This is a genomic window from Sphingobium sp. 22B, from assembly GCF_001580035.1.
Lineage (GTDB): Bacteria > Pseudomonadota > Alphaproteobacteria > Sphingomonadales > Sphingomonadaceae > Sphingobium > Sphingobium fuliginis.
In genome coordinates this window covers 26,748-48,195 of the sequence record NZ_LTAB01000008.1, presented here as the reverse complement: position 1 = coordinate 48,195, position 21,448 = coordinate 26,748, and the positions used below count along the sequence as shown (strand labels likewise).

Here is a 21,448-nt window from a genome sequence, read left to right as displayed (position 1 = left end):
GTCGGCGCAGGCAGGCGCGCATCCATTCCGCCGCCGTCAGGGCTGTTGATCGGTGGTCCCGGGACTGGCCGGAACGATCACGCGCGGCGGCGGCGCGCCCGGCTGCGGTCCGGGCACGCCGGGCGGCGGCCCCTGCGGCTGGTCGATGGGCAGGCGAAGCTGGCCGCCGCCGATATTCACCGTCACCCCCTCCGTATCCAGGCCCACGCTCATATTGCCGAGCCCGGCCTCCGTCGCGACATTGGCTATGGCGTTGACCAGATCGCTGTCCCTGCTTTCCTCCGGCGCATCCTCGACCGGTTCGTTGATCGCGCCCGCCATGAAGGTCCGCCAGATGCGGGCGGGCACGCCGCCGCCCGCCGCGCCGCCGGGCAGGGGCGTATTATCGTCATTGCCGATCCACACCGCCGTCACCAGCCCGCCCGCATAGCCGACGAAGATCGCGTCGCGGCTGTCCTGCGTCGTCCCCGTCTTGCCGAAGGTGCTGGTGCGAAGCGCGGCCGCGCTGCCGGTGCCGCGATTGGCGGCGGAGGACAGGAGGTCGCGGATCATCTCCAACTGGTCGTCGCTGAAATGCTTCTGGCGGCTCATCAGCCGGTCGAACCAGCCCTGCTCCTCCGGCGGCAGGCCGTGCGCCAGCACCGGATAGGCGCCCGCCGCCACCGCCGCATAGGCCTCCGTCAGTTCGACGAGCGGTATTTCCGACGTGCCGAGCGCCAGGCTCAAATCCTCCGTCAAGGGGGCCGTCACGCCCAGATCGCGCGCCACCTTGATGACATTGTCGACGCCCACCTTCTGCGTCAGCCGTACCGCGGCAACATTGCTGGACGCGGCGAAGGCCTGCCGCAATGTGATCCGCCCGCGATATTTGCCGCCATGATTGGCCGGGCGATAGCTGCCCGTGGTGATCGGCGTGTCCTCGATGAAGTCGTCGGGCGTCATGCCGGCCCGGAAGGCAGCGAGATAGACGAACAGCTTGAAGGTGGAACCCGGTTGCCGCTTCGCCTGGACGGCGCGGTTGAAGGCGCTCTCGCCGTAATTCCTGCCGCCGACCATCGCGACCACGCTGCCATCGGGCTTCATCGCGACGAGGGCGGCCTGCGCCTTGCCCAGCGGGGCGCGGCGGATCGCGGCCTCCGCCAGCCGCTGGATGCGCCAGTCCAGCGTGGTGGCCACATTCTGCGCGCCATAGACCGCGCCGGCCCTGTCCCTCGCCTGCGGCAGCACCCAGTCCGCAAAATAGGTGCCGCTGGTCGGATCGGGCGCTTCATGCACGTTGAGCCGCGCCGGGGGCAGGGCGTCGCGTTCCGCCTTGGTGATGTAGCCTGCCTCGACCATCGCCTGCGTCACTAGGGCGGCGCGGTCGCGCGCGCCCTTCAAATTGGCGGTCGGCGCAAGGCGGGATGGCGCCTTCAGCAACCCCGCCAGCATCGCCGCCTGGGGGATGGTCAACCGTTCCGGCTGGCGGTTGAAATAGTGCAGGGACGCGGCCCGCAGGCCATAGACATTGTCCCCGAAATAGACGTTGGACAGATAGCGCTCCAATATCTGGTCCTTGGTCAGCCACGCCTCCAGCCAGAAGGCGATCAGCGCCTCCCGCGCCTTGCGCCCGAAGGTCCGGTCGCTGGAGAGGAACACGCCCTTGGCAAGCTGCTGCGTGATCGTGCTGCCGCCCTGGGAGGAGCCGTTGGACCAGAGATTGTGCCAGGCCGCCCGCGCTATGCCTCGTGGATCGACGCCCCAATGGTCATAGAATCGCCGGTCCTCGATCGCCATGAAGGCCTGGGGCACATGCTTGGGCAGGGCCGCGACGGTGACGGGCTTGTCGATGATCGCGCCGCGCCGCGCGATCAGATGGCCGTCCGCCGACATCAGGCTGATGCTGGGGGGCGCGATGGGCTTCAGGGATCGGGACATGGGCGCCGTCACCGCGAGCCAGGCGATGAGGATCATCAGCAGCGCCAGCAGCGCCGCGACCACCCATCCGGCTATCTGCACCCGGCGCTTCCATGGCCGCGGCGGCGCGAAGGCGCTGGGCGGTCCGGCGCCGAAGGCGCGGGGCGGCAGGGCGTCAGGGTCGGAAAGGGGCAGGGGATCTTTCATCGCTTCGGTCATGCTGTGTTATTTGCCTGACACGGTCAAGCGTGTCCCGTCGCGGGACAATCGGGGGTTAACTTTAAATCGCGATATTCCAAAAGGTAAAGAATCTCTTAACCTGTGCGTCATGAGAAGCAGACCTCTAGTCCTGACGAGCGAGTCGGCGCGCCATCCGTTCCGGCAGCGGTTGCCGCGCCATGTCCTGCGCGTCGTCGAACCGGCCCCCGCCGCGCGCGAACGCCCGCCGGTTTCCGACGACAATGACTGGAAACTGTTTGTGCTGAGCTTCGGTGCCTTCTTCACGGCCTTCTACAGCTTTATCTTTTAATCGCTTCTTATCAGCCACGCACCGTCAATCGCATGCCTTGTGCAGCGTCCAGGCGATCCATGCGCAGGGCAGGCACAGCGCCGCCACCAGCAGCAACTGGTTCACCACGGAAAGGCCCGCGATGCTGAGGCTGATGGTCAGCAGCGATCCCAGCACCATCGCCCCTGAATTGACGATGTTGTTCGCCGCGACGGTGCGCGCCGCCTCGCACTTCTCGACCGTCGTGGTGAGGAAGGCGTAGAGCGGCACCACGAACATCCCGCCGAAGGTCGCCACGCAGAGCAGGCAGAGCGACAGCGGGATCGCCAGCGGGTGATAGAGGAATCCCGCCAGAGAGAGCATCTTCCCATCCGATCTCGCCATCCAGAGGTCGCAAACGATGTGGAAGGCGACGATGCTGATCCCCATGCCGATGACGGAGGCGGGCGCATATCGGGCCGACACATGGCCGCTCAGCAACCGGTTGATCGCCACCGACCCGATGGCGATGCCGATGGAAAAAATGCCCAGGAACAGGCTGGCGACGGATTTGTCGGCGCTCAGCACATTCTTGACCAGCGGCGGGAACTGGATGAACAGCACCGTGCCGACCGCCCAGAAAAAGCTGATCGCCATGATGGCGAGGTAGAGCCGCCGGATGTGCATCGTTCCCCGCACCAGCGCGATCGAGGATCGGATGATGTGGAAATCGATCGGTTGCCGCTCCAGCAGCGACGGCGCGGCGGGCACGTTGCGCCCCGCCAGCCAGCCTATCACCGCCGTCAGGATGATGCAGACCGCCGCCGCCTGCACGGGGATGATCCCGGCCAATATGGTCCCGGCAAGGATGGCGATATAGGTTCCGGCCTCGACCAGGCCGGTTCCGCCCAGCACTTCCTCGTCATGCAGGTGCTGGGGAAGGATCGCATATTTGATCGGCCCGAAGAAGGTCGAATGCACCCCCATGGCGAACAGCGCGACCAGCAGCAGCGGAATGGCGAGCAGATGGACCGCGATCCCGCTCCAGATCAGCGCCAGCCCGGCCGCGCCGACCGCCATGATGACGATTTCGGCGGCCTTGACGATGCGGATGATCGCCGCCTTGTCCCGCTGGTCGGCCAGCTGGCCCGACAGGGCGGACATCAGGAAGAAGGGCAGGATGAAGACGCCGGTCGCCAGCGCGCTGAACCAGGTTTCCGACTTCTCGTCATTATAGACGGTATAGACGACGAACAGCACCATCGCGTTCTTGAACAGATTGTCGTTGAAGGCGCCAAGGAGCTGAGTGATGAAAAGCGGCAGAAAACGTCGCTTGTTGAGGAGCCTTAGAGAGGCTTGCATGGGCGAGGGGGTCTTCTTCGCTGTGGATGAGCGTGGCGGGGTCTAGCGATAGAAGACGGGTCAGCACAACCCCTCTGCGCGAAACCTTGCCGCCCGTCCTCTCCCATGTTGCGCATCCGCTTGTGCGCCGGCCCCGACTGTGGCAGTCCGCCGCCATGCTGACGCTGCCCAATCTGCTGACGCTTTCGCGCATCCTGACCGTGCCGCTGCTGGTCGCCCTGTTGTGGCCGGCGGAGATCGGCGCGCGCTGGACGACCGGCTATATGCTGGCCTTCGCGCTATATTGCCTGATGGGGATCACCGATTATTTCGACGGCTACCTCGCCCGCGCTCAGGGCGCCGTATCGAAACTGGGGATCTTCCTCGATCCCATAGCGGACAAGATCATGGTGGGGGCGGTGATCCTGATGCTGTCGGCCACGCGCGACATTTCGGGCATCCATATCGCCGCCGCGATGATCATCCTGCTGCGCGAGATCGCGGTTTCGGGCCTGCGCGAATTCCTGGCCGGGCTCCAGGTTTCCGTGCCGGTGTCGCGCCTCGCCAAATGGAAGACGACCTTCCAGCTCATCGCGCTGGGCGCGCTGATTCTCGCCGGCGCCGTACCGCAATTTCCGTTCGTGCAACTGGTCGGCATCGCCACGCTCTGGGCGGCGGCGATACTGACGCTGGTCACGGGCTGGGACTATCTGCGCGTCGGCATCAAGCATATGGATTGAACCATGGCCGACCTCACGCTCGTCTATTTCGCCTGGGTCCGGGATGCCATCGGCCGGGATGAGGAGCGGTTGGAGCGGCCTGCCGCCGACGCCACTGTCGCCGCGTTGATCGCCGCGCTGGCCGCGCGGGGCGGCGGTTATGCCGAGGCGTTCGCCCGGCCGGACAGGCTGCGCGCGGCGCTGGACCAGCATTTCGTGCCGATGGACAGCCCGATCGGGGACGCGAAGGAACTGGCGATCTTCCCGCCGGTCACGGGCGGATGAACCGCGTCTCCATCCAGGCCGAGGATTTCGATCCGGCGGCGGAACTGGCCGCGTTGGAGGCCAGCGGCGGCGGCGGCGTCGCCAGCTTCACCGGCATCGTTCGGGGGGAAGGCGGGTTGGTCGCGCTCGAACTGGAACATTATCCGGCGATGACGACGGCGCAGGTCGAACGCATCGTCGCGGAGGCGAGCGACCGCTGGCCCCTGCTGGGGGTTCGGGTAATCCACCGCTTCGGTCGGCTGGAGCCGGGCGAACGCATCGTGTTCGTTGGCACGGCGTCGCGCCACCGCACCGCCGCGCTGGAGGCTTGCGCCTTCCTCATCGACTGGCTGAAATCCCGGGCGCCCTTCTGGAAGAAGGAACATTTCCCGGATCGGACGGAATGGGTCGAAGCCCGCGTCGAGGATGATGCGAAGGCCGAGAGCTGGAAGCGTTGAGCAAAAATCTGCCCTGTTCCTGCTTCCGCGGGAACAGCATGTTTCTCTCCAGCCACCGTCCGCCAATGGGTCCTGAGCCTAGGCCGCCGCGCTGACCTCCGGCAAGTCCGCCGCGTCGCGCAGCAATTCCGCCAGCAGCCGGAATTCCTTGTCGCGCGGGCTGTTCTTGCGCCACACCAGGGCGATGTCGCGATGGGCCCGTTCCGACCGGAGCGGCCGGGCGGTGATCTGCGTATGGTCGAGCAGGCCGCTCGCAATCGCCATTTCCGGCATGATCGTCATGCCCAGGCCATTGTCCACCATCTGCACCAGCGTATGCAACGACGTGCCCATCATCATGGCGCTCGCCCGGATCTCCGGCCGGTTGCACGCGGCCAGCGCGTGATCCTTCAGGCAATGCCCGTCCTCCAGCAGCAGCAGCTTGGTTTCATCGATCATTTCCGGCGCGATCCATTCGGGCGGATCGCGCGGATCGTCCCGGGGAAAGGCGACATAAAGCCGGTCCTGGAACAGAAATTCGCTGTCCAGTTCGCCGGTGGGAAAGGGCAGGGCGAGCAGCACGCAATCCACATTGCCGTGCCGCAGCGATTCGATGGCGGCCTGCGTCGTTTCCTCGCGCAGGTACAGCTTCAGTTCCGGCCGTTCGCCCCGCAACCTGGGCAGCAGGCGAGGGAGCAGGAAGGGTGCGATGGTGGGAATGACGCTCATCCGCAGTTCGCCGGTCAGCGGCTTTCCCGACGCTTCGGCAATGGCCGCCAGTTCTTCGGCTTCGCGCAGCACCCGGTGCGCCTTTTCCACGATGCGGTCGCCCAGAGCGGTGAACCGCACCACCCGGCGCGTCCGCTCGACCAGCGTGATGCCGATCAGCGATTCCAGCTCGCGAATGCCGGCCGACAGCGTCGACTGGGTGACGAAGCAGCTATCCGCCGCCTTGCCGAAATGGCCATGCTCCTTCAGCGCCACCAGATATTGCAGCTGCTTGAGCGTCGGCATGTAACTCGACATTGATCGCCTTCCTCGATTGGAAAGCCCAATATAATTGTCTTAGCCGATATATCCAAGCCATTTGGCCACGCCGAACAAGGATGTGAGGGTCAGGATCGATCCCACGGCGATGAACAGCGTCCGGGGCGAGACGTGCCGGGCCAGCATCGCCCCGAACGGGGCCGCGATCACGCCGCCGATCAACAGGCCGACCGTGTAGGTGGTGAAGGTTTCCCACCCCAGATGCAGCAGGAATGTGATGCTGATGGAGGTGGTCAGGATGAATTCGACGCTGTTGACCGTGCCGATGGTGTGCCGGGGGCTGGACCCCTGGATCAGCAGATTCGACGTCACAACGGGCCCCCAGCCGCCCCCGCCGGTGGCGTCCATGAAGCCGCCAACCAGGCCCAGGGGCCCCACCCATTTGGGATTGCGCGCCTGGGGCGGATAATGAAAGCCCCGCCACACCAGATAGATGCCGATGGCCGTCAGATAGGCCTGGACGAACGGCTTGATCATCGCCCCGTCCACATTGGACAGGAGATAGGCGCCCGCCACCCCGCCGATCACGCCCGGAATGATGAGGCGCGCGAACAGGCGCCAGTCGACATTGCGATGGATGATGTGGCTGATGGCCGACACCCCGGTGGTGAAGGTTTCCGCCGCATGGACGCTGGCCGATGCCCTGCTGGGCGGCACGCCGAGCGCCAGAAGCAGCGTGCTGGAAATGACGCCATAGGCCATGCCCAAAGCGCCGTCGATCATCTGGGCGCCGAAACCGATGAGAATGAAAGGCAGGATTTCGCCGAAATGGGCGATAAAGATGTCGATCATTCATTGGTTCCTGTTATGATTGTCTACCGCCTTGATTGGTATATCACGGGCCGCCAAGAAACTTTCTGTTTTATCGGGCGAAGCCGAAATAGCCCGCCATCTGGAAAATTCTTCCTTTTGCGCTTATGTACCGTCTGGTCGGTTTCATCAGGGGCGCTTCATGCTGCGCAATCTTATTGCTTATCTGGACTCGGTCAAATCACGCGACCCTGCCCCGCGCTCGCGCGCTGAAATCCTGCTCTATCCGGGCGTCTGGTCGCTGGCTTTCCACCGCGTGGCGCACCGCCTCTACCGCGCGCGGCTCTATTTCCTGGCCCGTGCGGTGAATCATTTTTCGCGATTCCTGACCGGCAACGACATTCATCCCGGCGCCCGCATCGGCAGGCGCTTCTTCATCGACCATGGCTTCACCGTGATCGGGGAGACGGCGGAGATCGGGAACGACGTCACCCTCTATCAGAACGTGACGCTGGGCGGGACCGATCCCGCCAACGGCATCGCAGGCAAGCGTCATCCGACACTGGAAGACGGCGTGATCGTCGGTTCCGGCGCTCAGGTTCTGGGCCCCGTCCGCGTCGGCGCCCGCGCCCGCATCGGCGCCAATGCCGTGGTGACCAAGGATGTGAAGGAAGGCGCGACCATGGTCGGCATTCCCGCGCGGCCCATGCTGGTCGACGTGACGGCCTATCAGCGCGAGTTCCTGCCCTATGGCACGCCATGTTCCGACTGCGTCGATCCCGAAAAGCAGAAGCTGGAACTGCTCCAGCTTGAAATCGACCAGTTGCAGAAGCGCGTGGCCGAACTGCTTGCCGAACGGGGCGGTGCGCCCGTGGATGACGTTCGCCTGGTCAAGGAGCGTGGCCGCGCCTGATGAGCAACGTGACGCCGTTCCCGTCGCAAGCGGCCCCGGGTGCAAGGGGGACGGCCAGCCAGACCGGTTTCGATCGTCTCGAACTCCAGCGGATCATGGATCTTTACGGCCGCATGGTCGCGGCGGGCCATTGGCGCGACTATGCCATCGACCTGGGCCGCGAAGCCGCGATCTTCTCCGCCTTCCGCCGCTCCGCCGAGCGGCCGGAATTCCGCATCGAAAAACGCCCCTCCCTGCGGAACCGCCAAGGCATGTGGGCGCTGATCGGGGAGGCCGGGCACGTGTTGAAGCGTGGCGCGGAACTGCAGGGGATACTCGCGCCGGTGGAACGGCGGCTGCTCAAGATCGTGGGGGATTGACGCCCCCGCGCCCCGCCAGGGCATGGGCGGGTAGGGAGCGGACGTTGGCGGTCCCGTTATGGTTCCTGCCTTCGCGGGAGCATCATGTGCCTGACGTCCCTTATTGACCCTTTCCCGCGAAGACCTGCGATTTCCGGTTCGGCAGGACCGTAATCATCAGAAGAGCGATCATCCTTGACCCTACGGCATTGCGGAAGATGCCGCTCTCCCGGCAACAGCGCCAAGATTCCGCCTTTTTAGCCGCTCGTGTAAATGATAGCGCCGTCCTGGAAATCATGAAGGAGAGGCTTCGCCCATGAGCTTGCCGGCATTTTTGGAAGGCCGTTTGTCCCTGCCGTTGATCGGTTCGCCGATGTTCATCATCTCCCAGCCTGCGCTGGTGATCGCCCAGTGCCGTGCCGGGATCGTGGGTTCCTTTCCCTCGCTCAATGCCCGTCCGTCCGGGGTATTCGAACAATGGCTCCAGCAATTGAACGAGGCGCTGACGGACAGGGACGCCCCCTTCGCGGTCAACCTGATCGTGCACAGGACCAACAGCCGGCTGGAGGAGGATCTCGCCCTCTGCGTCAAATATCGCGTGCCGATCGTGATCACGTCGCTGGGCGCGCGGGAGGATGTGAACCGGGCGGTGCACAGCTATGGGGGCATCGTGCTGCACGACGTCATCAACAATGTCTTCGCGCGCAAGGCGATCGAGAAAGGCGCGGATGGCCTGATCGCCGTCGCGGCGGGGGCGGGCGGGCATGCCGGCACCCTGTCGCCCTTCGCGCTGGTGGAGGAAATCCGGGCCTGGTTCGACGGGCCGCTGGCCTTGTCGGGCGCGATCGCCACGGGCCGGTCGATCGCGGCCGCGCGGATGATGGGGGCTGACTTCGCCTATATGGGTTCCCCCTTCATCGCGACGGAGGAGGCCAATGCCGAACCGGCCTATAAGCAGATGATCGTCGACAGCGGCGCGGCGGACATCGTCTATTCGGATTATTTCACCGGCGTGCTCGGCAATTATCTGCGTCCCAGCATCGCCGCAGCAGGTCTGGACGCCGACAAGCTGCCCAAGGCGTCGGAAATGGATTTCTCCAGCGATGCGGGCGGCGACAAGAAGGCGTGGCGCGATGTCTGGGGCGCGGGGCAGGGGATCGGCGCGATCCGCAAGGTTCAGTCCGCCACGACCTTCATCGCGCAACTGAAATCGGAATATCAGGCAGCCGTCGCCGCCTTCGGAGCCTAGAGCGTTTTCCAAGCAGATGGAATCATCTGCTGACTCGGAAAACGCGACAAAACAAAAGCTTAGAGCAGTCGAGCCGATGCAATCGGATCGGAATCTGCTCTAGGCAGTAGTGACGATTTAATCATTTGAGCCATAGCATGATGCTGGCGAGTTTGACGAAGCCGAGGAAGTTTGCGGCGAGTTTGTCATAGCGTCGCCTGGGCCTGGGCRCGGATCACSGTCGCATCGATCGCCAGCCATTCGATGTCGGGATCATCCGACACAGCCTCGAAGATCCGGTCGATCACGCCTTGCTCAACCCAGCGATAATAACGCCGCTTGGCGGTCTGATAGGGACCGAACTTCTCSGGTAGATCGCGCCAGCGWCCMCCTGAACGCGCCAGCCAGAGCAAGGCGTCAAGAAACAACCGTCCGTCACTGCGAGGACCGCGCTTGCCCTTGCGCCCKCCCGGAACGAACTCCCGCAGCCCCACTGATCATCCCGCAGCACTTCGCCTTCCACGCCAGCCTCCAAAAGCCAGCCTTGAAGCACAAATCCAAACCGTCGTGAATCCCTAAAATGTCACTACGGCCTAGAGCCAATCGACATTCAGCCCTGACGGCCTGCAAATGACGCTTTTCCGTGCTTCCGGTGCTCACCTACTTTGAGCAGGCTGCGCTCCGGGTCACGGAAAACCACCATTTTACCTTCGGTGGCCTTCGGCTTGGCTCGTCATCTTCTGAATGTCGATTGGCTCCAGGCGGCGCCCTTCATACCCTCATCCCGGCTTTCGCCGGGGTGAGGGTTGAAATTCCGAATGGCCGGGTCACAGGAAGGCGCGCAGTTCCGCGATGAAGCGGTCGAACTGGTCATGGTGCAGCCAATGACCGGCATCCGCGAATTCGACCAGCCGGGCATCCCGGAAATGCGCGGCGCGCCCATCCTTCACCGGATTGGACGCCCAGCTATCCAGCCCAAGGCACAGCAGCGTCGGGCATGTGATCCGCTTCCAGAATTGCGGCAGGTCCATGTCCGACCAGGCCTGGGGCGCCGCATCGTGCAGATAGGGGTCGAATTTCCAGCGATAGCTGCCATCCTCGTTGCGATTGACGCCGTGGATGGTGAGGTGCATCGCCTGTTCGACCGACAGATGGTCGTTGCGTTCCCGCATGCGCGCCACGGCTGCCTCCAGGGTCGGATAATGCCGCCGTGCCTGACGCGCCCGGTTCCGCCGCTTCTCGATCCATTGCAGCCATAGGTCGGGCTCGGCCTTTTGCGACTGTTCCTCGATCCGGCCCGGCGACAGGCCCAGTCCCTCTATGGCGACGATCCTGGCGACCTTTTCCGGGAACAGCCCGGCATAGCGCAGCGCGATCGATCCGCCCAGCGAATGGCCGACCAATATCACCGGCTCCCGGCCCAGTTGCTCGATCAATTGCGCCAGGTCGTAGACATAGTTCGCCATCATGTAGGAACCCTCGGCCGACCAGGCGCTGTCGCCATGGCCGCGCAGGTCGGGCGCGACGACGTGATAATCCTTCGCCAGCGCCCGTGCCGTCCAGTCCCAGCTCCGCGAATGGTCGAAGCCGCCATGCACCAGAACCAGCGTCGGCGCGGCGCTGTTGCCCCAGTCCAGATAGTGCAGGCGCATCCGCAGCGACGTGTAGAAATGGGAAGTCGGCGCGGCTTGCGTGTTCATGCGATCCTGCGAGCGGGTGGACAGGGGAGGGACAAGGTTCATGTCTCTTTGGCGAACTCCCCGGCGCATGCAAGGGGCGAGAACAGGAAAATCCCTGTTTTACGCCTGTTTCGTCAAGCTTTGGTAAAGATCGCCGCTCTACAGATCGTCCGAATGGGCGGCCAGCCTGACGAGCTTCTGGTGGTCCTGCGCCACCGCGGTCACGATGCGCGCCAGTTCCGCCTGCTTGAACGGCTTGTCCAGTCGGGGCCGTTGCGTCATGTTAGGCGGCAGTTCGGCAAAACCCGTGATGATGACCACCGGCAGGCCGGGCAGCCTTTGCTCGATCTCGTCGGCCAGCTGCGTGCCGGTCATGCCCGGCATGGCATAGTCGCTGATCACCAGGTCGACGCTGCCCTGTTCCAATATGCGCAGCGCATCGGGTCCCGACGTCGCCTGGAATACCGTGTGCCCCAGTTCCTCCAGCATGCCCGCGGTGTTGGTCAGCACCAGATCGTCATCGTCGACGGCCAGGATCACCAGCGGCTCCGTCAGCGCCAGGGCAAGGGCATCGGGAATGTCGGCCACGGCCACCTCCGCCGGTTCGGCGGGCGCCATCGGCAGCCACAGCGACACCGTGGTTCCCTGGCCCGGTTCGCTGACGATGGTCAGGGAACCGCCGCATTGTTCGGCAAAGCCGTGCACCATCGACAGGCCAAGGCCCGTGCCCTTGCCGGCGCCCTTTGTCGTGAAGAAGGGTTCGCGCGCCCGCTCCAGCGTCGCTGCGTCCATGCCCTCGCCCTCATCGATGACGGACAGGCGCACATAGGGGCCGCCCTCCAATCCGGGGCGTTGCGCCTTGGGCAGAGTGGCCTCCGCCCCTTCTATGATGATCCGTCCGTCGCCGGACATGGCGTCCCTGGCGTTCACCGCCAGATTGAGCAGCGCCAGTTCAAGCTGGGCCGGATCGGCATGGGCGGCGCTCAGGTGCAGGGGAAAGCGGGTTTCGATGGCGATCCCGCTGCCCAGCGTCGTCTTCAGGAGGTCGGCCATGTCCCGCACCAGCGCCACGCAATCGACGCTCCGCAACTTCAGTTCCTGCTTGCGCGCAAAGGCCAGCATGCGCTGCGTCAGCGTCGCCCCGCGTTCCGCCGCCGTCATCGCATTGTCGATATAGCGGGACACGTCCGCCCCGGTCGCCAGCCGCTGCCGCGCCAGGTCCAGACTGCCGACGATCACGGCCAGCAGATTGTTGAAATCATGGGCGACACCGCCCGTCAGCTTGCCGATGGCCTCCATCTTCTGCGCCTGGAACACCGCCTCCCGCGCTTCTTCGAGCGCCAGTTGCGTCTCCCGCCGTTCGGTGAGGTCGCGCGTTATCTTGGCGAAGCCGATCAGTTCGCCGGCGGCGCTGCGGATCGTATCGATGATGACATGCGCCCAGAAGCGGGAGCCGTCCTTGCGGATGCGCCATCCCTCCGCTTCGAACCGGCCTTCGCGCGCCGCCGTGTCCAGCGCCCGGGATGGCAGGCCGGCCATGCGGTCCTCTTCCGAATAGAAGCGCGCGAAATTCTGGCCCAATATCTCTTCGGTCGTATAGCCCTTGAAGCGTTCGGCCCCCGGATTCCAGCTCGTGATCGTCCCCATGGGGTCGAGCATGTAGATGGCATAGTCGGTCACGCCCTGCACCAGCAGGCGGAACCGTTCCTCGCTGCGGCGCAATTCCTCCTCCGCCGCGCGGCGTTCGGTCAGGTCGCGAGTGACCTTGGCGAATCCGATAAGCTGGCCGCCGGGTTCGCGGATGGGATCGATGACCACATGCGCCCAGAAGCGGGAGCCGTCCTTGCGCACGCGCCATCCCTCCGCCTCGAACCGGCCGGCATTTTCGGCGGTGTCCAGCGCGAGCGCGGGCAGGCCGGCCGCCTGATCCTCCGGCGTGTAGAAGCGGGAGAAATGCTCACCGATGATCTCATCGGCCTCATAGCCCTTGAAGCGCCGCGCGCCGGCATTCCAACTGACGACGATGCCGTTGGCGGAAAGCATGTAGATGGCATAGTCGGTGACGTTCTGGACCAGCAGCTCGAAGCGGTTTCCAGATCCTTCCGGTGCCGCCGTGCTCATGAGGGGTTCCCGTCGAATTGACATGTTCGTCGTCCACAACGCGCATGCGTTCCGGACGTTCCGCTTGCGAAAGCGATTGTCCGGCGTGCCGGGCCGGGCGCGGCATTGACTTCGCCGTGCCCTCCGCGCCAAGGAGGCGCCTTCGGCAAGGATGGCCAGGAAGACGGAACGCATATGGGCAAGACAGCAGGGATCACCGTCGTGGGCGAAGCGATGCTGGAACTGAGCCGCGCGTCGGACGGGGTCGGTTCGGGCCAGGTTGGTTCGGGCCAGGTTGGATCGGGCGGGGGCTGGAACCTGCGCTATGGCGGCGACGTCATCAACACGGCGATCCATCTCGCCCGTTGTGGCGACCATGTGCGCTTTGCGAGCGCGATCGGCGCCGATCCGATGAGCGCTGAACTGCGCGCAGCCTGGGAAGCAGAGGGCGTCGACACGTCGCTGCTGCTCTCCGCCGAGGGAAAGCTGCCGGGCCTTTACGCGATAGAGACCGATGCGCAGGGCGAACGCAGCTTCCATTATTGGCGGGGGGAGGCCGCCGCCAGGCGCATGTTCGACCTGCCGGAAAGCGCCGCCATGGTGGAAGAAGCGGCTGGATCGGAACTGCTCTATTTTTCCCTGATCACGCTTGCGATATTGTCCGGGGAAGCGCGCGAAAAGCTGTTCGCCCTGTGCGCGGCGGTTCGCGCAAAGGGGGGCAAGGTGGCGTTCGACGGCAATTACCGCGCCCGGCTCTGGCCCGATGCCGCGACCGCGCGCCACTGGCGCGACCGTGCCATCGCGCTCAGCGACATGGGTCTGCCCACTTTGGCCGATGAGGTCGAAATGGGCGAGGCGGACGATGTCGAGGATGCGGCCCGCCGCTGGGGCGCGGGCGAAGGCCGCGAGATCGTGGTGAAACTGGGTGCCGACGGCTGTCTGGTGGATGGGCAGATCGTCGCGCCGCCCGCCAGGCTCTCCGTCGTCGATTCGAGCGGCGCTGGCGATGCGTTCAACGGCGGCTATCTCCATGCCCGCCTCGCCGGTCGTTCCGCGCGCGAGGCGGCGCTTGCGGGCCATCGCCTGGCCGGCTGGAATATCGGCCGCCGGGGCGCGATACCGGCCCGCGATGGCGATGCGCCCTATGCCGATCTCTGAAATTCTCCGCTGCGACCTCGTTGACGGCATTGGGATCAAAGGCTAAGCCGCGTTTCACCCCGGCGGGTGTAGCTCAATGGCAGAGCAGAAGCTTCCCAAGCTTACGACGAGGGTTCGATTCCCTTCACCCGCTCCAGATTTCCTGACATCATGACGGCTATGTCGAGTTCGCCCCGGGCGCGTTCCTGATGGGCCAGCCGCGAACCGGCCAATAGCGACCGGCGAATCGCGAACCGGTCAATGGCGGGCATCAACTCCTGCCGCCAACGGCCGCGCCGACCGCCATCCACCCCATATCCTCTTCAACCCACCTGCCGCTTCGCCAGCTTCCTTGCCAGCGTGCGCCGGTGCATGCCCAATCGCCGCGCCGCTTCGGAGATATTGAAGTCGCTGTCCTTCAGCACTTCATGGATATGTTCCCATTCCAGCGTCTTGATCGACGTCGGGCGGGGCGCGAGGGGGGTGGAAGGGTCGCCGGCGGAACGCGCGAAGGCCGCCTCTATGTCGTCGGTGTTGGACGGCTTGGCGAGATAGTTGGACGCGCCGAGCTTGATCGCCTCCACCGCCGTCGCGATGCTGGCGAAGCCGGTCAGGACGACGATCACCATCGCCGGATCATGGGCATGCAATGTCTGCACGCAGACGAGTCCGGATTCCGCGCCCAGCTTCAGGTCGACCACGGCGAAGCCGGGCCTGCTGCCCGCCAGCACCGTTTCCAGCGCCGCATGGCTGTCGGCCGCCAGCACCGTATAGCCGCGCCGTTCGAAGGAGCGCTTGAGCGTTCTGGCGAACGCCTCGTCATCTTCGACAATCACCAGCAGGCGCTCGGTCATCGGGCCGTCTCCTCTTCCAGCGCCACCGTGCCCAGCGGCAGCCGCAGCAGGATCAGCGCCCCGCCGTCCGCGCCGTTGCTCGCGCTGACGCTGCCGCCCAGCTTGCGCACCACATTGACCACAAGGAACAGGCCCAGGCCATGGCCTTCCTTGCCCTTGCTCGATCGATAGGGCTTGCCGAAATCCTCCAGCATCGCCTCCGAAAAGCCGCTGCCATTGTCGCGCACCGCGATGTTGAGCGAACTGCTGTCGCGCCCCGCCAGCAGGTCGATATAGGTCGCGCCCGCCTCCCGCGCATTGTCGAGCAGATTGCCGATCGCCTGCCGGATCACCGGATCGGCCACGATGCGGGGATAGTCGTGCGGCCCGAAATCGCAGCGCAGCGGCATGCCGGGATTCGCCCTGCGCCACTCCATGGCGATGCCCTCTATGAAATCGCGCACATTGGTCACTTCCGGCGCCTCGCCCCGCGCCTCGCCGGAGGACAGGAGGATGCCGGTGACGATCTCCTTGCAGCGCTGGACCGCCGCCTGCATCTCCGCCACTTCCTCGACCAGCGGAGGGTGGGCCGTGATCTCCGGCATGTGCCGCCAGTCGCCCAGCACCACCGCAAGCTGGGAGAGGGGGGTGCCCAGTTCATGCGCCGCGCCCGACGCCAACAGGCCCATGCGGACGATATGCTCCTCCTCCGCCGCCTGCTGACGCAACCGGGCGAGATAGGCGTCCCGCGCCTGGAGGTTGCGCGTCACCGGCAGCACGAACAGCACCAGCAGCACGGCGATCATGGTAAGGCATATCCATGTGCCGACGATATGCAGGTCGAACAAATGGCCTTCCAGCGCGCCGTTCAGGTCCAGCGGCCGGTAATGCAGCGCCAGCAGCCCCGCACAGAGCGCGGAGACGAAGACGATGCCCCAGATGCTCCACCGGTCGAGCAGCACCGCCCCCAGCGCCACCTGCACCAGATAGAGCGAGATGAAGGGATTGGTCGCCCCCCCTGAAAGATAGAGCTGCGCCGTCAGCAGCAGCACGTCGAACAGCAGCGACAGGAACAGTTCGGCATGGGACACGTCGGTCCGCTTGCGCAGCGCGCCGAAGCTGAGGCCGTTCATCAATATCGCCATGCCCGCGATCAGCAGCATCGGGGCGATGGGCAGGCGGATGCCCATGATGAAATGCACGGCGAGGATGGTGATGAGCTGCCCCGCGATCGCCAGCCAGCGCAACTGCACCAGCAGCGCCAGATTCTTGCGGCCCGCGGCGTCGGCAGGCCACTGGCTGGGTTGCCAGAGGGTGCTGATCGGCAGGTTCCGGTTCATCCCCGGCGGTCTTTCCGCTCCTGGCGCATCACGAATATGTACGCGCCCGCGACCATTGCCGCCAGCGCGAACCATGTGATCGCATATTGCAGATGATTGTTCGGAAAGGCGACGACGGTGAGGCCGCCGACAGGCAAGGCGCCGGGATCGGCCGCCGCATCGGCGTCGATGAAATAATCGGCCATCGGCCGCCCGATCCCACGCGCTGCTGCGATGGCGGCCACATCGCGGGAGAACCAGCGGTCGCTTGCCGGATCGTTGGAGCGCAGGAACCCGCCGCCCGGTTCGCTGAGCCGCAGCAGTCCCGAAATCCGCGCTTCGCCCGGAGGACGCATATAGTCCCGCCGCCTGTCGGGCGGCACGAAGCCGCGATTGACCAGGACCGTGAAGCCCCGATCGGTGACGAGCGGCGTCAGCACCCAGAAACCGGCGCCGCGCACCGTGACGGCCTGCACCAGGGCGGCCTTGTCATGGAGGAAACGGCCCGAAATCCTGACGCGCCGATATTCGTCGGCCTTTGCGGCCATGCGGGGAGCGGGGACGGGGGCGGCATGGATTCGCGCATCGACGCGGGCGATCAGGTCGCGCTTCCAGGCGAGGCGCTGGACCTGCCAGGCGCCCAGTGCGCAAAATCCGGCAAAAAAGAAGAGGGCGATCAGCGTCAGGCCGATCGGAAAGGCCGGGGAGCGCCGGGAGCGCTCCCCGTCTTGGGCCGTTGTCACGGCATCTCGCTCATATTGTGCATGACGCGCATTTCCTGGGTCGGACCCATGTCCATCTCCATCTGCGCGTGCGGCATCATGTTCGCGTTCAGATGATACATGACCCACAGGGAACCGGACAGGACGATGACGACCAGCACCACCGTCAACATCATCGCCATGAACGACCAGCCGCCTTCGACGCGGGTGTTCATGTGCAGGAAGTAGATCATGTGGACGACGACCTGGACCGCGGCGAAGCCCATGATGACGATGCCCGTCAGTTGCGGGTCGTTCAGCGCGCCGCTCATCACCAGCCAGAAGGGAATGGCCGTCAGGATCACCGACAGGCCGAAACCGATCATGTAGCTGCCGAAGCTGCCGTGCGAATGGGCGTCATGATGATCGTCATGATGGTGGTCGTGGCCACCGTGCGGATGGACGGCATCGCTCACCGGAGCACTCCCATCAGATAGACAAAGGTGAAGACGCCGATCCAGATGACGTCCAGGAAGTGCCAGAACATCGACAGGCACATCAGCCGCCGCTTGTTGGCGGGGATCAGGCCCTTCTTCGCGACCTGCACCATCAGCGTGACCAGCCAGATCGAACCGAAGGTGACGTGCAGCCCGTGCGTTCCGACCAGCGTGAAGAAGGAGGACAGGAACGCCGAACGCCACGGACCCGCGCCCTCATGGATGAGGTGCGCGAATTCGTAGAGTTCGATGAACAGGAACGCCCCGCCGAACAGCAGCGTGACGACCAGCCAGCCCTGCGTGGCACTGACCCTGTTCTTCTCCATCGCCAGCATGGCGAAGCCATAGGTGATCGAGGAGAAGAGCAGCATCGCGGTGTTGAGCGCGACGAGGGGCAGGTCGAACAGGTCCTTTGGCCCCGGCCCGCCGGCATAGCTGCCGCCCAGCACCGCATAGGTGGCGAAGAGGATGGCGAAGATGAGGCAGTCGCTCATCAGATACATCCAGAAGCCCAGCATGGTGCTGTGGCCTTCGTGGAGGTGCGGCTCCTCGGGCAGGTGATAGGCCCGGGGTTCCCTATGTGCAGTTGCGCTGCTCATGCGTGTCAGACTCCCGCCGCGAGGATTTGCGTGCGCTCTTCCTCGGTGCGCGTCACATCCTCCGCAGGGATGTAGAAGTCGCGCTTGTAGTTGAAGGTGTGGCCGATGGCGACGGCGACGATGCCGATGAAGCTCAGCCCCGCAAGCCACCAGATATACCAGATGAGCGCAAAGCCGCACAGCGTCGCCAGCCCGGCCAGGATCACGCCCGCGCCCGTGCTGCTCGGCATGTGGATCGGCCTGTAGCCGCTCAGCGGACGCTGATAGCCGTTCTTCTTCATGTCCGCCCAGGTGTCGCCATCGTACACCACGGGGGTGAAGGCGAAATTATACTCCGGCGGGGGCGAGCTGGTCGCCCATTCCAGGGTACGGCCGTCCCAGGGGTCGCCGGTCGGATCGCGAAGCTCGTCGCGCTTCCAGATGGACACCGCGAACTGGATCAGCATGGCGCCGATGCCGATGGCGATGATGGCGGCGCCGATCGCCGCGATGACGAACCAGGGTTGCAGCGACGGATCGTCCAGCACCCGCAGGCGGCGCGTGACGCCCATCAGGCCGAGCACGTAGAGCGGACCGAAAGCCAGCCAGAAGCCGATGTTCCAGCACCAGAAGCTGACCTTGCCCCAAAAGACGTTCAGCCTGAAGCCGAAGGCCTTGGGCCACCAGTAGTTGATCGCCGCGAACAGGCCGAACAGCACGCCGCCGATGATCACATTATGGAAATGCGCGATCAGGAACAGCGAGTTGTGCAGCACGAAGTCCGCGGGCGGAACCGCCAGCAGCACGCCGGTCATGCCGCCGACCGTGAAGGTCAGCATGAAGGCGACGGCCCACATCATCGGCAGCTCGAAACGGATCTTGCCGCGATACATGGTGAACAGCCAGTTGAACAGCTTGGCGCCCGTCGGGATCGAGATGATCATCGTCGTGATGCCGAAGAAGCTGTTGACGCTGGCGCCCGAACCCATGGTGAAGAAGTGGTGCAGCCACACCAGGTAGGACAGCACCATGATGGTGCAGGTCGCATAGACCATGGAGGTGTAGCCGAACAGGCGCTTGCCGCAGAAGGTGGAGACCACTTCGGAGAAGACGCCGAACAGCGGCAGGATGAGGATATAGACCTCCGGATGGCCCCAGATCCAGATGAGGTTGACGTACATCATCGGATTGCCGCCGAAATCATTGGTGAAGAAGGCGGTGCCGGCATAGCGGTCGAGCGACAGCAGGACGAGCGTGGCGGTCAGGATCGGGAAGGAGGCGACGATCAGGACGTTCGCGCAGAGCGAGGTCCAGGTGAACACCGGCATCTTCATGAGCGACATGCCCGGCGCGCGCATCTTCACGATGGTCGCGATCAGGTTGATGCCGGACAATGTCGTGCCGACGCCCGCCACCTGCAACGCCCAGATATAGTAATCGACGCCCGTAGCCGGGCTGTAGGCAAGGCCCGACAGCGGCGGATAGGCAAGCCAGCCGGTCTGCGCGAACTCGCCCAGGAACAGCGACATCATGACCAGCACGGCGCCGCCCGTCGTCATCCAGAAGGAGAAATTGTTGAGGAAGGGAAAGCTGACGTCGCGCGCCCCGATCTGGAGCGGCACGATGTAGTTCATCAGGCCGGTGATGAACGGCATCGCCACGAAGAAGATCATGATGACCCCGTGCGCGGTGAACACCTGGTCATAATGATGGGCGTTCAGATAGCCTTCCGAACCGTTGAAGGCCCAGGCCTGCTGGATGCGCATCATGATCGCGTCGGCAAATCCGCGCAGGAACATGATGAGGCCCAGCACCATGTACATGATGCCGATCTTCTTGTGATCGACGCTGGTGAACCATTCCTTCCAGAGATAGCCCCAGAGCCGGAACCAGGTGAGCGCCGCGACAAGGGCGACGCCGCCCAGCACCACCGCGACGAAGGTCGCGACGACGATGGGCTCATGCCATGGGAAGCTGTCCCATGTCAGACGACCGAAGATCATCTGTGCGGTTGTCATTGTGCCAGTCATGGGCCTTACCGATGCTGCGCGTGCGCGTCAGCGCCGCTGTGGGAAGAGTGATCGCCCGCGGCGCCCTTCGCGCCGTCCGCGGCCGGTGCGTCGGGAGCAGTCTCCTGCCCCCTGTTCCGGTCCGACTGTTCGATCACATGGCTGTCGGGGAAGTCGTAGCGCAGACCTTTGGTGTCGCGCGCCGATTCCTTGCCCGCGCCGCCCATCATGTTGACGTGCATCAGCTCGCCCATGCAGCGCTGGCCGGGCCGGGGGCACAGATTGACCACGGCATCGAACAGCTGGGGGTCGACAGCGGAGAAATAGGCGACCGGCGCCTTTTCGCTGGGCTTGGCCAGCGTCAGATAGACGTCGCGATCGAGATGGGCGCGGCTGGCCTTCACCCCGGCTGCCCAGGCATCGAACCCGGCCCTGTCCAGCGCCCGGTAGGCGAAGCGCATGTGGGTGAAGCCCGCGCCCGAATAGTTGGCGGAAATGCCGGTGCCCGCCACCGGCCGGTTGGCGACGGCGTGCAACTGGGTCTTCATGCCGGGCATGGCATAGATCTGACCGGCGAGTTCAGGCACGTAGAAGCTGTTCATGACGGTAGAGGCGGTGATGTCGAACCGCACCGGCACATTGACCGGCAGCGCCAGCTCGTTGACCGTCGCGATGCCCAGTTCGGGGTAGATGAACAGCCATTTCCAGTCGAGCGCCACGACCTCGACCGTCAGCGGCTTCACCCTGGGATCGATCGCCGTCCTGGCGTCGATGCGATCGAGCGGCCGATAGGGATCGAGCTTGTGCGTGCTGACCCAGGTCAGCGCGCCAAGGCAGATGATGATCAGCAGCGGCGCGGACCAGATCAGCAGTTCCAGCTTGGTGGAATGGTCCCAGTCCGGGTCATAATCCTTGTCCGCGGCCTTGTTCGCCGCGCGGTAGCGCCAGGCGAAGAAGACGACGAGCGCCATGACGGGAACGACGATGAGGAGCATCAGCGCGGTCGAGATCAGGATCAGGTCGCGCTGCTGCACCGCAATATCGCCCGACGGGTTCATCACGACCCAGTCGCAGGCCGTCAGCGGCAGCGCCAGAATCGGAGCGGACCAGCGGAAAATCCGGGTCCGGTCGAGGGGGATGGGGTGTGGCATGGGGGCCGCCTACCGCTTCCGCAG

At 64.7% G+C, this 21,448-nt stretch carries 22 protein-coding genes, 1 tRNA gene and 1 pseudogene; 9 read left to right on the top strand and 15 right to left on the bottom strand.

Annotated features, from left to right (window positions below):
* Window positions 1-36: 36 nt before the first annotated feature.
* Entirely contained in the window at window positions 37-2,115 is a 2,079-nt protein-coding gene (locus A0J57_RS09410) for a transglycosylase domain-containing protein (protein WP_061935268.1), read from the bottom strand.
* A gap of 109 nt (window positions 2,116-2,224) precedes the next feature.
* On the opposite strand from A0J57_RS09410, the gene A0J57_RS09405 reads away from it, so the two are divergent.
* Window positions 2,225-2,425: a hypothetical protein gene (locus A0J57_RS09405; RefSeq protein WP_025550043.1), complete on the top strand. Its 201-nt coding sequence runs from the start codon at window positions 2,225-2,227 to the stop codon at window positions 2,423-2,425.
* A gap of 24 nt (window positions 2,426-2,449) precedes the next feature.
* Here the strand turns inward: A0J57_RS09405 and A0J57_RS09400 are convergent, their stop codons facing one another.
* Window positions 2,450-3,745, bottom strand: coding sequence for an MFS transporter (locus A0J57_RS09400; protein WP_061935266.1), 1,296 nt, complete (start codon window positions 3,743-3,745; stop codon window positions 2,450-2,452).
* Between the two features lie 155 nt (window positions 3,746-3,900).
* On the opposite strand from A0J57_RS09400, the gene pgsA reads away from it, so the two are divergent.
* From pgsA to A0J57_RS09385, 3 genes are read left to right on the top strand one after another with little or no spacing between them, the layout of a single operon-like run.
* Window positions 3,901-4,464 (top strand): CDP-diacylglycerol--glycerol-3-phosphate 3-phosphatidyltransferase, encoded by a 564-nt coding sequence (gene pgsA, locus A0J57_RS09395; protein ID WP_025550041.1) that lies wholly within the window; start codon window positions 3,901-3,903, stop codon window positions 4,462-4,464.
* 3 nt (window positions 4,465-4,467) lie between these two features.
* Complete coding sequence (moaD, locus tag A0J57_RS09390; protein ID WP_061935264.1) at window positions 4,468-4,728, top strand: molybdopterin converting factor subunit 1; 261 nt, start codon at window positions 4,468-4,470, stop codon at window positions 4,726-4,728.
* Window positions 4,725-5,165, top strand: coding sequence for a molybdenum cofactor biosynthesis protein MoaE (locus tag A0J57_RS09385; RefSeq protein ID WP_061935262.1), 441 nt, complete (start codon window positions 4,725-4,727; stop codon window positions 5,163-5,165). Before moaD ends, A0J57_RS09385 begins: the two co-directional genes overlap by 4 nt.
* 78 nt (window positions 5,166-5,243) lie before the next feature.
* Here the strand turns inward: A0J57_RS09385 and A0J57_RS09380 are convergent, their stop codons facing one another.
* A complete protein-coding gene (locus A0J57_RS09380) occupies window positions 5,244-6,170 on the bottom strand; it encodes a hydrogen peroxide-inducible genes activator (RefSeq protein WP_025550038.1) in 927 nt (308 codons plus the stop codon).
* 39 nt (window positions 6,171-6,209) lie between these two features.
* On the bottom strand, window positions 6,210-6,983 hold the full coding sequence (locus A0J57_RS09375) for a sulfite exporter TauE/SafE family protein (protein WP_044662493.1): 774 nt from the start codon (window positions 6,981-6,983) through the stop codon (window positions 6,210-6,212).
* A 160-nt stretch (window positions 6,984-7,143) separates the two neighbouring features.
* On the opposite strand from A0J57_RS09375, the gene epsC reads away from it, so the two are divergent.
* The 3 genes from epsC (at window position 7,144) to A0J57_RS09360 (ending at window position 9,441) form a co-directional block, all read left to right on the top strand.
* On the top strand, window positions 7,144-7,854 hold the full coding sequence (gene epsC / locus A0J57_RS09370; RefSeq protein ID WP_061935260.1) for a serine O-acetyltransferase EpsC: 711 nt from the start codon (window positions 7,144-7,146) through the stop codon (window positions 7,852-7,854).
* Entirely contained in the window at window positions 7,854-8,213 is a 360-nt protein-coding gene (locus A0J57_RS09365) for a DUF2794 domain-containing protein (RefSeq protein WP_061935257.1), read from the top strand. Before epsC ends, A0J57_RS09365 begins: the two co-directional genes overlap by 1 nt.
* Before the next feature lie 295 nt (window positions 8,214-8,508).
* Complete coding sequence (locus tag A0J57_RS09360; RefSeq protein ID WP_044662490.1) at window positions 8,509-9,441, top strand: nitronate monooxygenase family protein; 933 nt, start codon at window positions 8,509-8,511, stop codon at window positions 9,439-9,441.
* Between the two features lie 194 nt (window positions 9,442-9,635).
* Here the strand turns inward: A0J57_RS09360 and A0J57_RS09355 are convergent.
* From A0J57_RS09355 to A0J57_RS09345, 3 genes and pseudogenes are all read right to left on the bottom strand, one after another.
* Window positions 9,636-9,943 (bottom strand): annotated as a pseudogene (locus A0J57_RS09355) (transposase); the annotation flags it as partial.
* A gap of 304 nt (window positions 9,944-10,247) precedes the next feature.
* Complete coding sequence (locus tag A0J57_RS09350; protein WP_044662489.1) at window positions 10,248-11,120, bottom strand: alpha/beta fold hydrolase; 873 nt, start codon at window positions 11,118-11,120, stop codon at window positions 10,248-10,250.
* A 138-nt stretch (window positions 11,121-11,258) separates the two neighbouring features.
* Window positions 11,259-13,220, bottom strand: coding sequence for a PAS domain-containing sensor histidine kinase (locus A0J57_RS09345; RefSeq protein ID WP_061939737.1), 1,962 nt, complete (start codon window positions 13,218-13,220; stop codon window positions 11,259-11,261).
* Window positions 13,221-13,394: 174 nt separating this feature from the next.
* Between A0J57_RS09345 and A0J57_RS09340 the strand changes: the two genes are divergently transcribed.
* Together A0J57_RS09340 and A0J57_RS09335 are read left to right on the top strand one after the other, a co-directional pair.
* The gene (locus A0J57_RS09340) at window positions 13,395-14,357 is read left to right on the top strand and encodes a sugar kinase (protein WP_061939735.1); all 963 of its coding nucleotides are present in this window, start codon (window positions 13,395-13,397) and stop codon (window positions 14,355-14,357) included.
* Between the two features lie 62 nt (window positions 14,358-14,419).
* Window positions 14,420-14,493 (top strand) — tRNA-Gly (locus A0J57_RS09335).
* Here A0J57_RS09335 and A0J57_RS26340 read toward each other — a convergent pair.
* The 8 genes from A0J57_RS26340 to cyoA are packed head-to-tail and all read right to left on the bottom strand — an operon-like array spanning window position 14,459 to window position 21,424.
* Window positions 14,459-14,608, bottom strand: a complete 150-nt coding sequence (locus A0J57_RS26340; protein ID WP_158298506.1) for a hypothetical protein — start codon at window positions 14,606-14,608, stop codon at window positions 14,459-14,461. The two genes, A0J57_RS09335 and A0J57_RS26340, sit on opposite strands and share 35 nt — an antisense overlap.
* A gap of 51 nt (window positions 14,609-14,659) precedes the next feature.
* Window positions 14,660-15,190 (bottom strand): response regulator transcription factor, encoded by a 531-nt coding sequence (locus A0J57_RS09330; RefSeq protein ID WP_044662486.1) that lies wholly within the window; start codon window positions 15,188-15,190, stop codon window positions 14,660-14,662.
* Window positions 15,187-16,509: an ATP-binding protein gene (locus A0J57_RS09325; protein ID WP_044662485.1), complete on the bottom strand. Its 1,323-nt coding sequence runs from the start codon at window positions 16,507-16,509 to the stop codon at window positions 15,187-15,189. Before A0J57_RS09325 ends, A0J57_RS09330 begins: the two co-directional genes overlap by 4 nt.
* Window positions 16,506-17,231 (bottom strand): SURF1 family protein, encoded by a 726-nt coding sequence (locus tag A0J57_RS09320; protein WP_061939733.1) that lies wholly within the window; start codon window positions 17,229-17,231, stop codon window positions 16,506-16,508. Before A0J57_RS09320 ends, A0J57_RS09325 begins: the two co-directional genes overlap by 4 nt.
* The gene (cyoD, locus tag A0J57_RS09315; protein ID WP_025551292.1) at window positions 17,228-17,665 is read right to left on the bottom strand and encodes a cytochrome o ubiquinol oxidase subunit IV; all 438 of its coding nucleotides are present in this window, start codon (window positions 17,663-17,665) and stop codon (window positions 17,228-17,230) included. The genes A0J57_RS09320 and cyoD overlap by 4 nt, the downstream gene beginning before the upstream one ends.
* Window positions 17,662-18,285 carry a cytochrome o ubiquinol oxidase subunit III gene (cyoC, locus tag A0J57_RS09310; protein WP_025551291.1) on the bottom strand — a complete coding sequence of 208 codons (624 nt, stop codon included), beginning with the start codon at window positions 18,283-18,285 and terminating at the stop codon, window positions 17,662-17,664. The genes cyoD and cyoC overlap by 4 nt, the downstream gene beginning before the upstream one ends.
* A 5-nt stretch (window positions 18,286-18,290) precedes the next feature.
* The gene (gene cyoB / locus A0J57_RS09305) at window positions 18,291-20,294 is read right to left on the bottom strand and encodes a cytochrome o ubiquinol oxidase subunit I (RefSeq protein WP_061939731.1); all 2,004 of its coding nucleotides are present in this window, start codon (window positions 20,292-20,294) and stop codon (window positions 18,291-18,293) included.
* 5 nt (window positions 20,295-20,299) lie between these two features.
* Window positions 20,300-21,424, bottom strand: coding sequence for a ubiquinol oxidase subunit II (gene cyoA, locus A0J57_RS09300; RefSeq protein WP_076605720.1), 1,125 nt, complete (start codon window positions 21,422-21,424; stop codon window positions 20,300-20,302).
* Window positions 21,425-21,448: the final 24 nt, after the last annotated feature.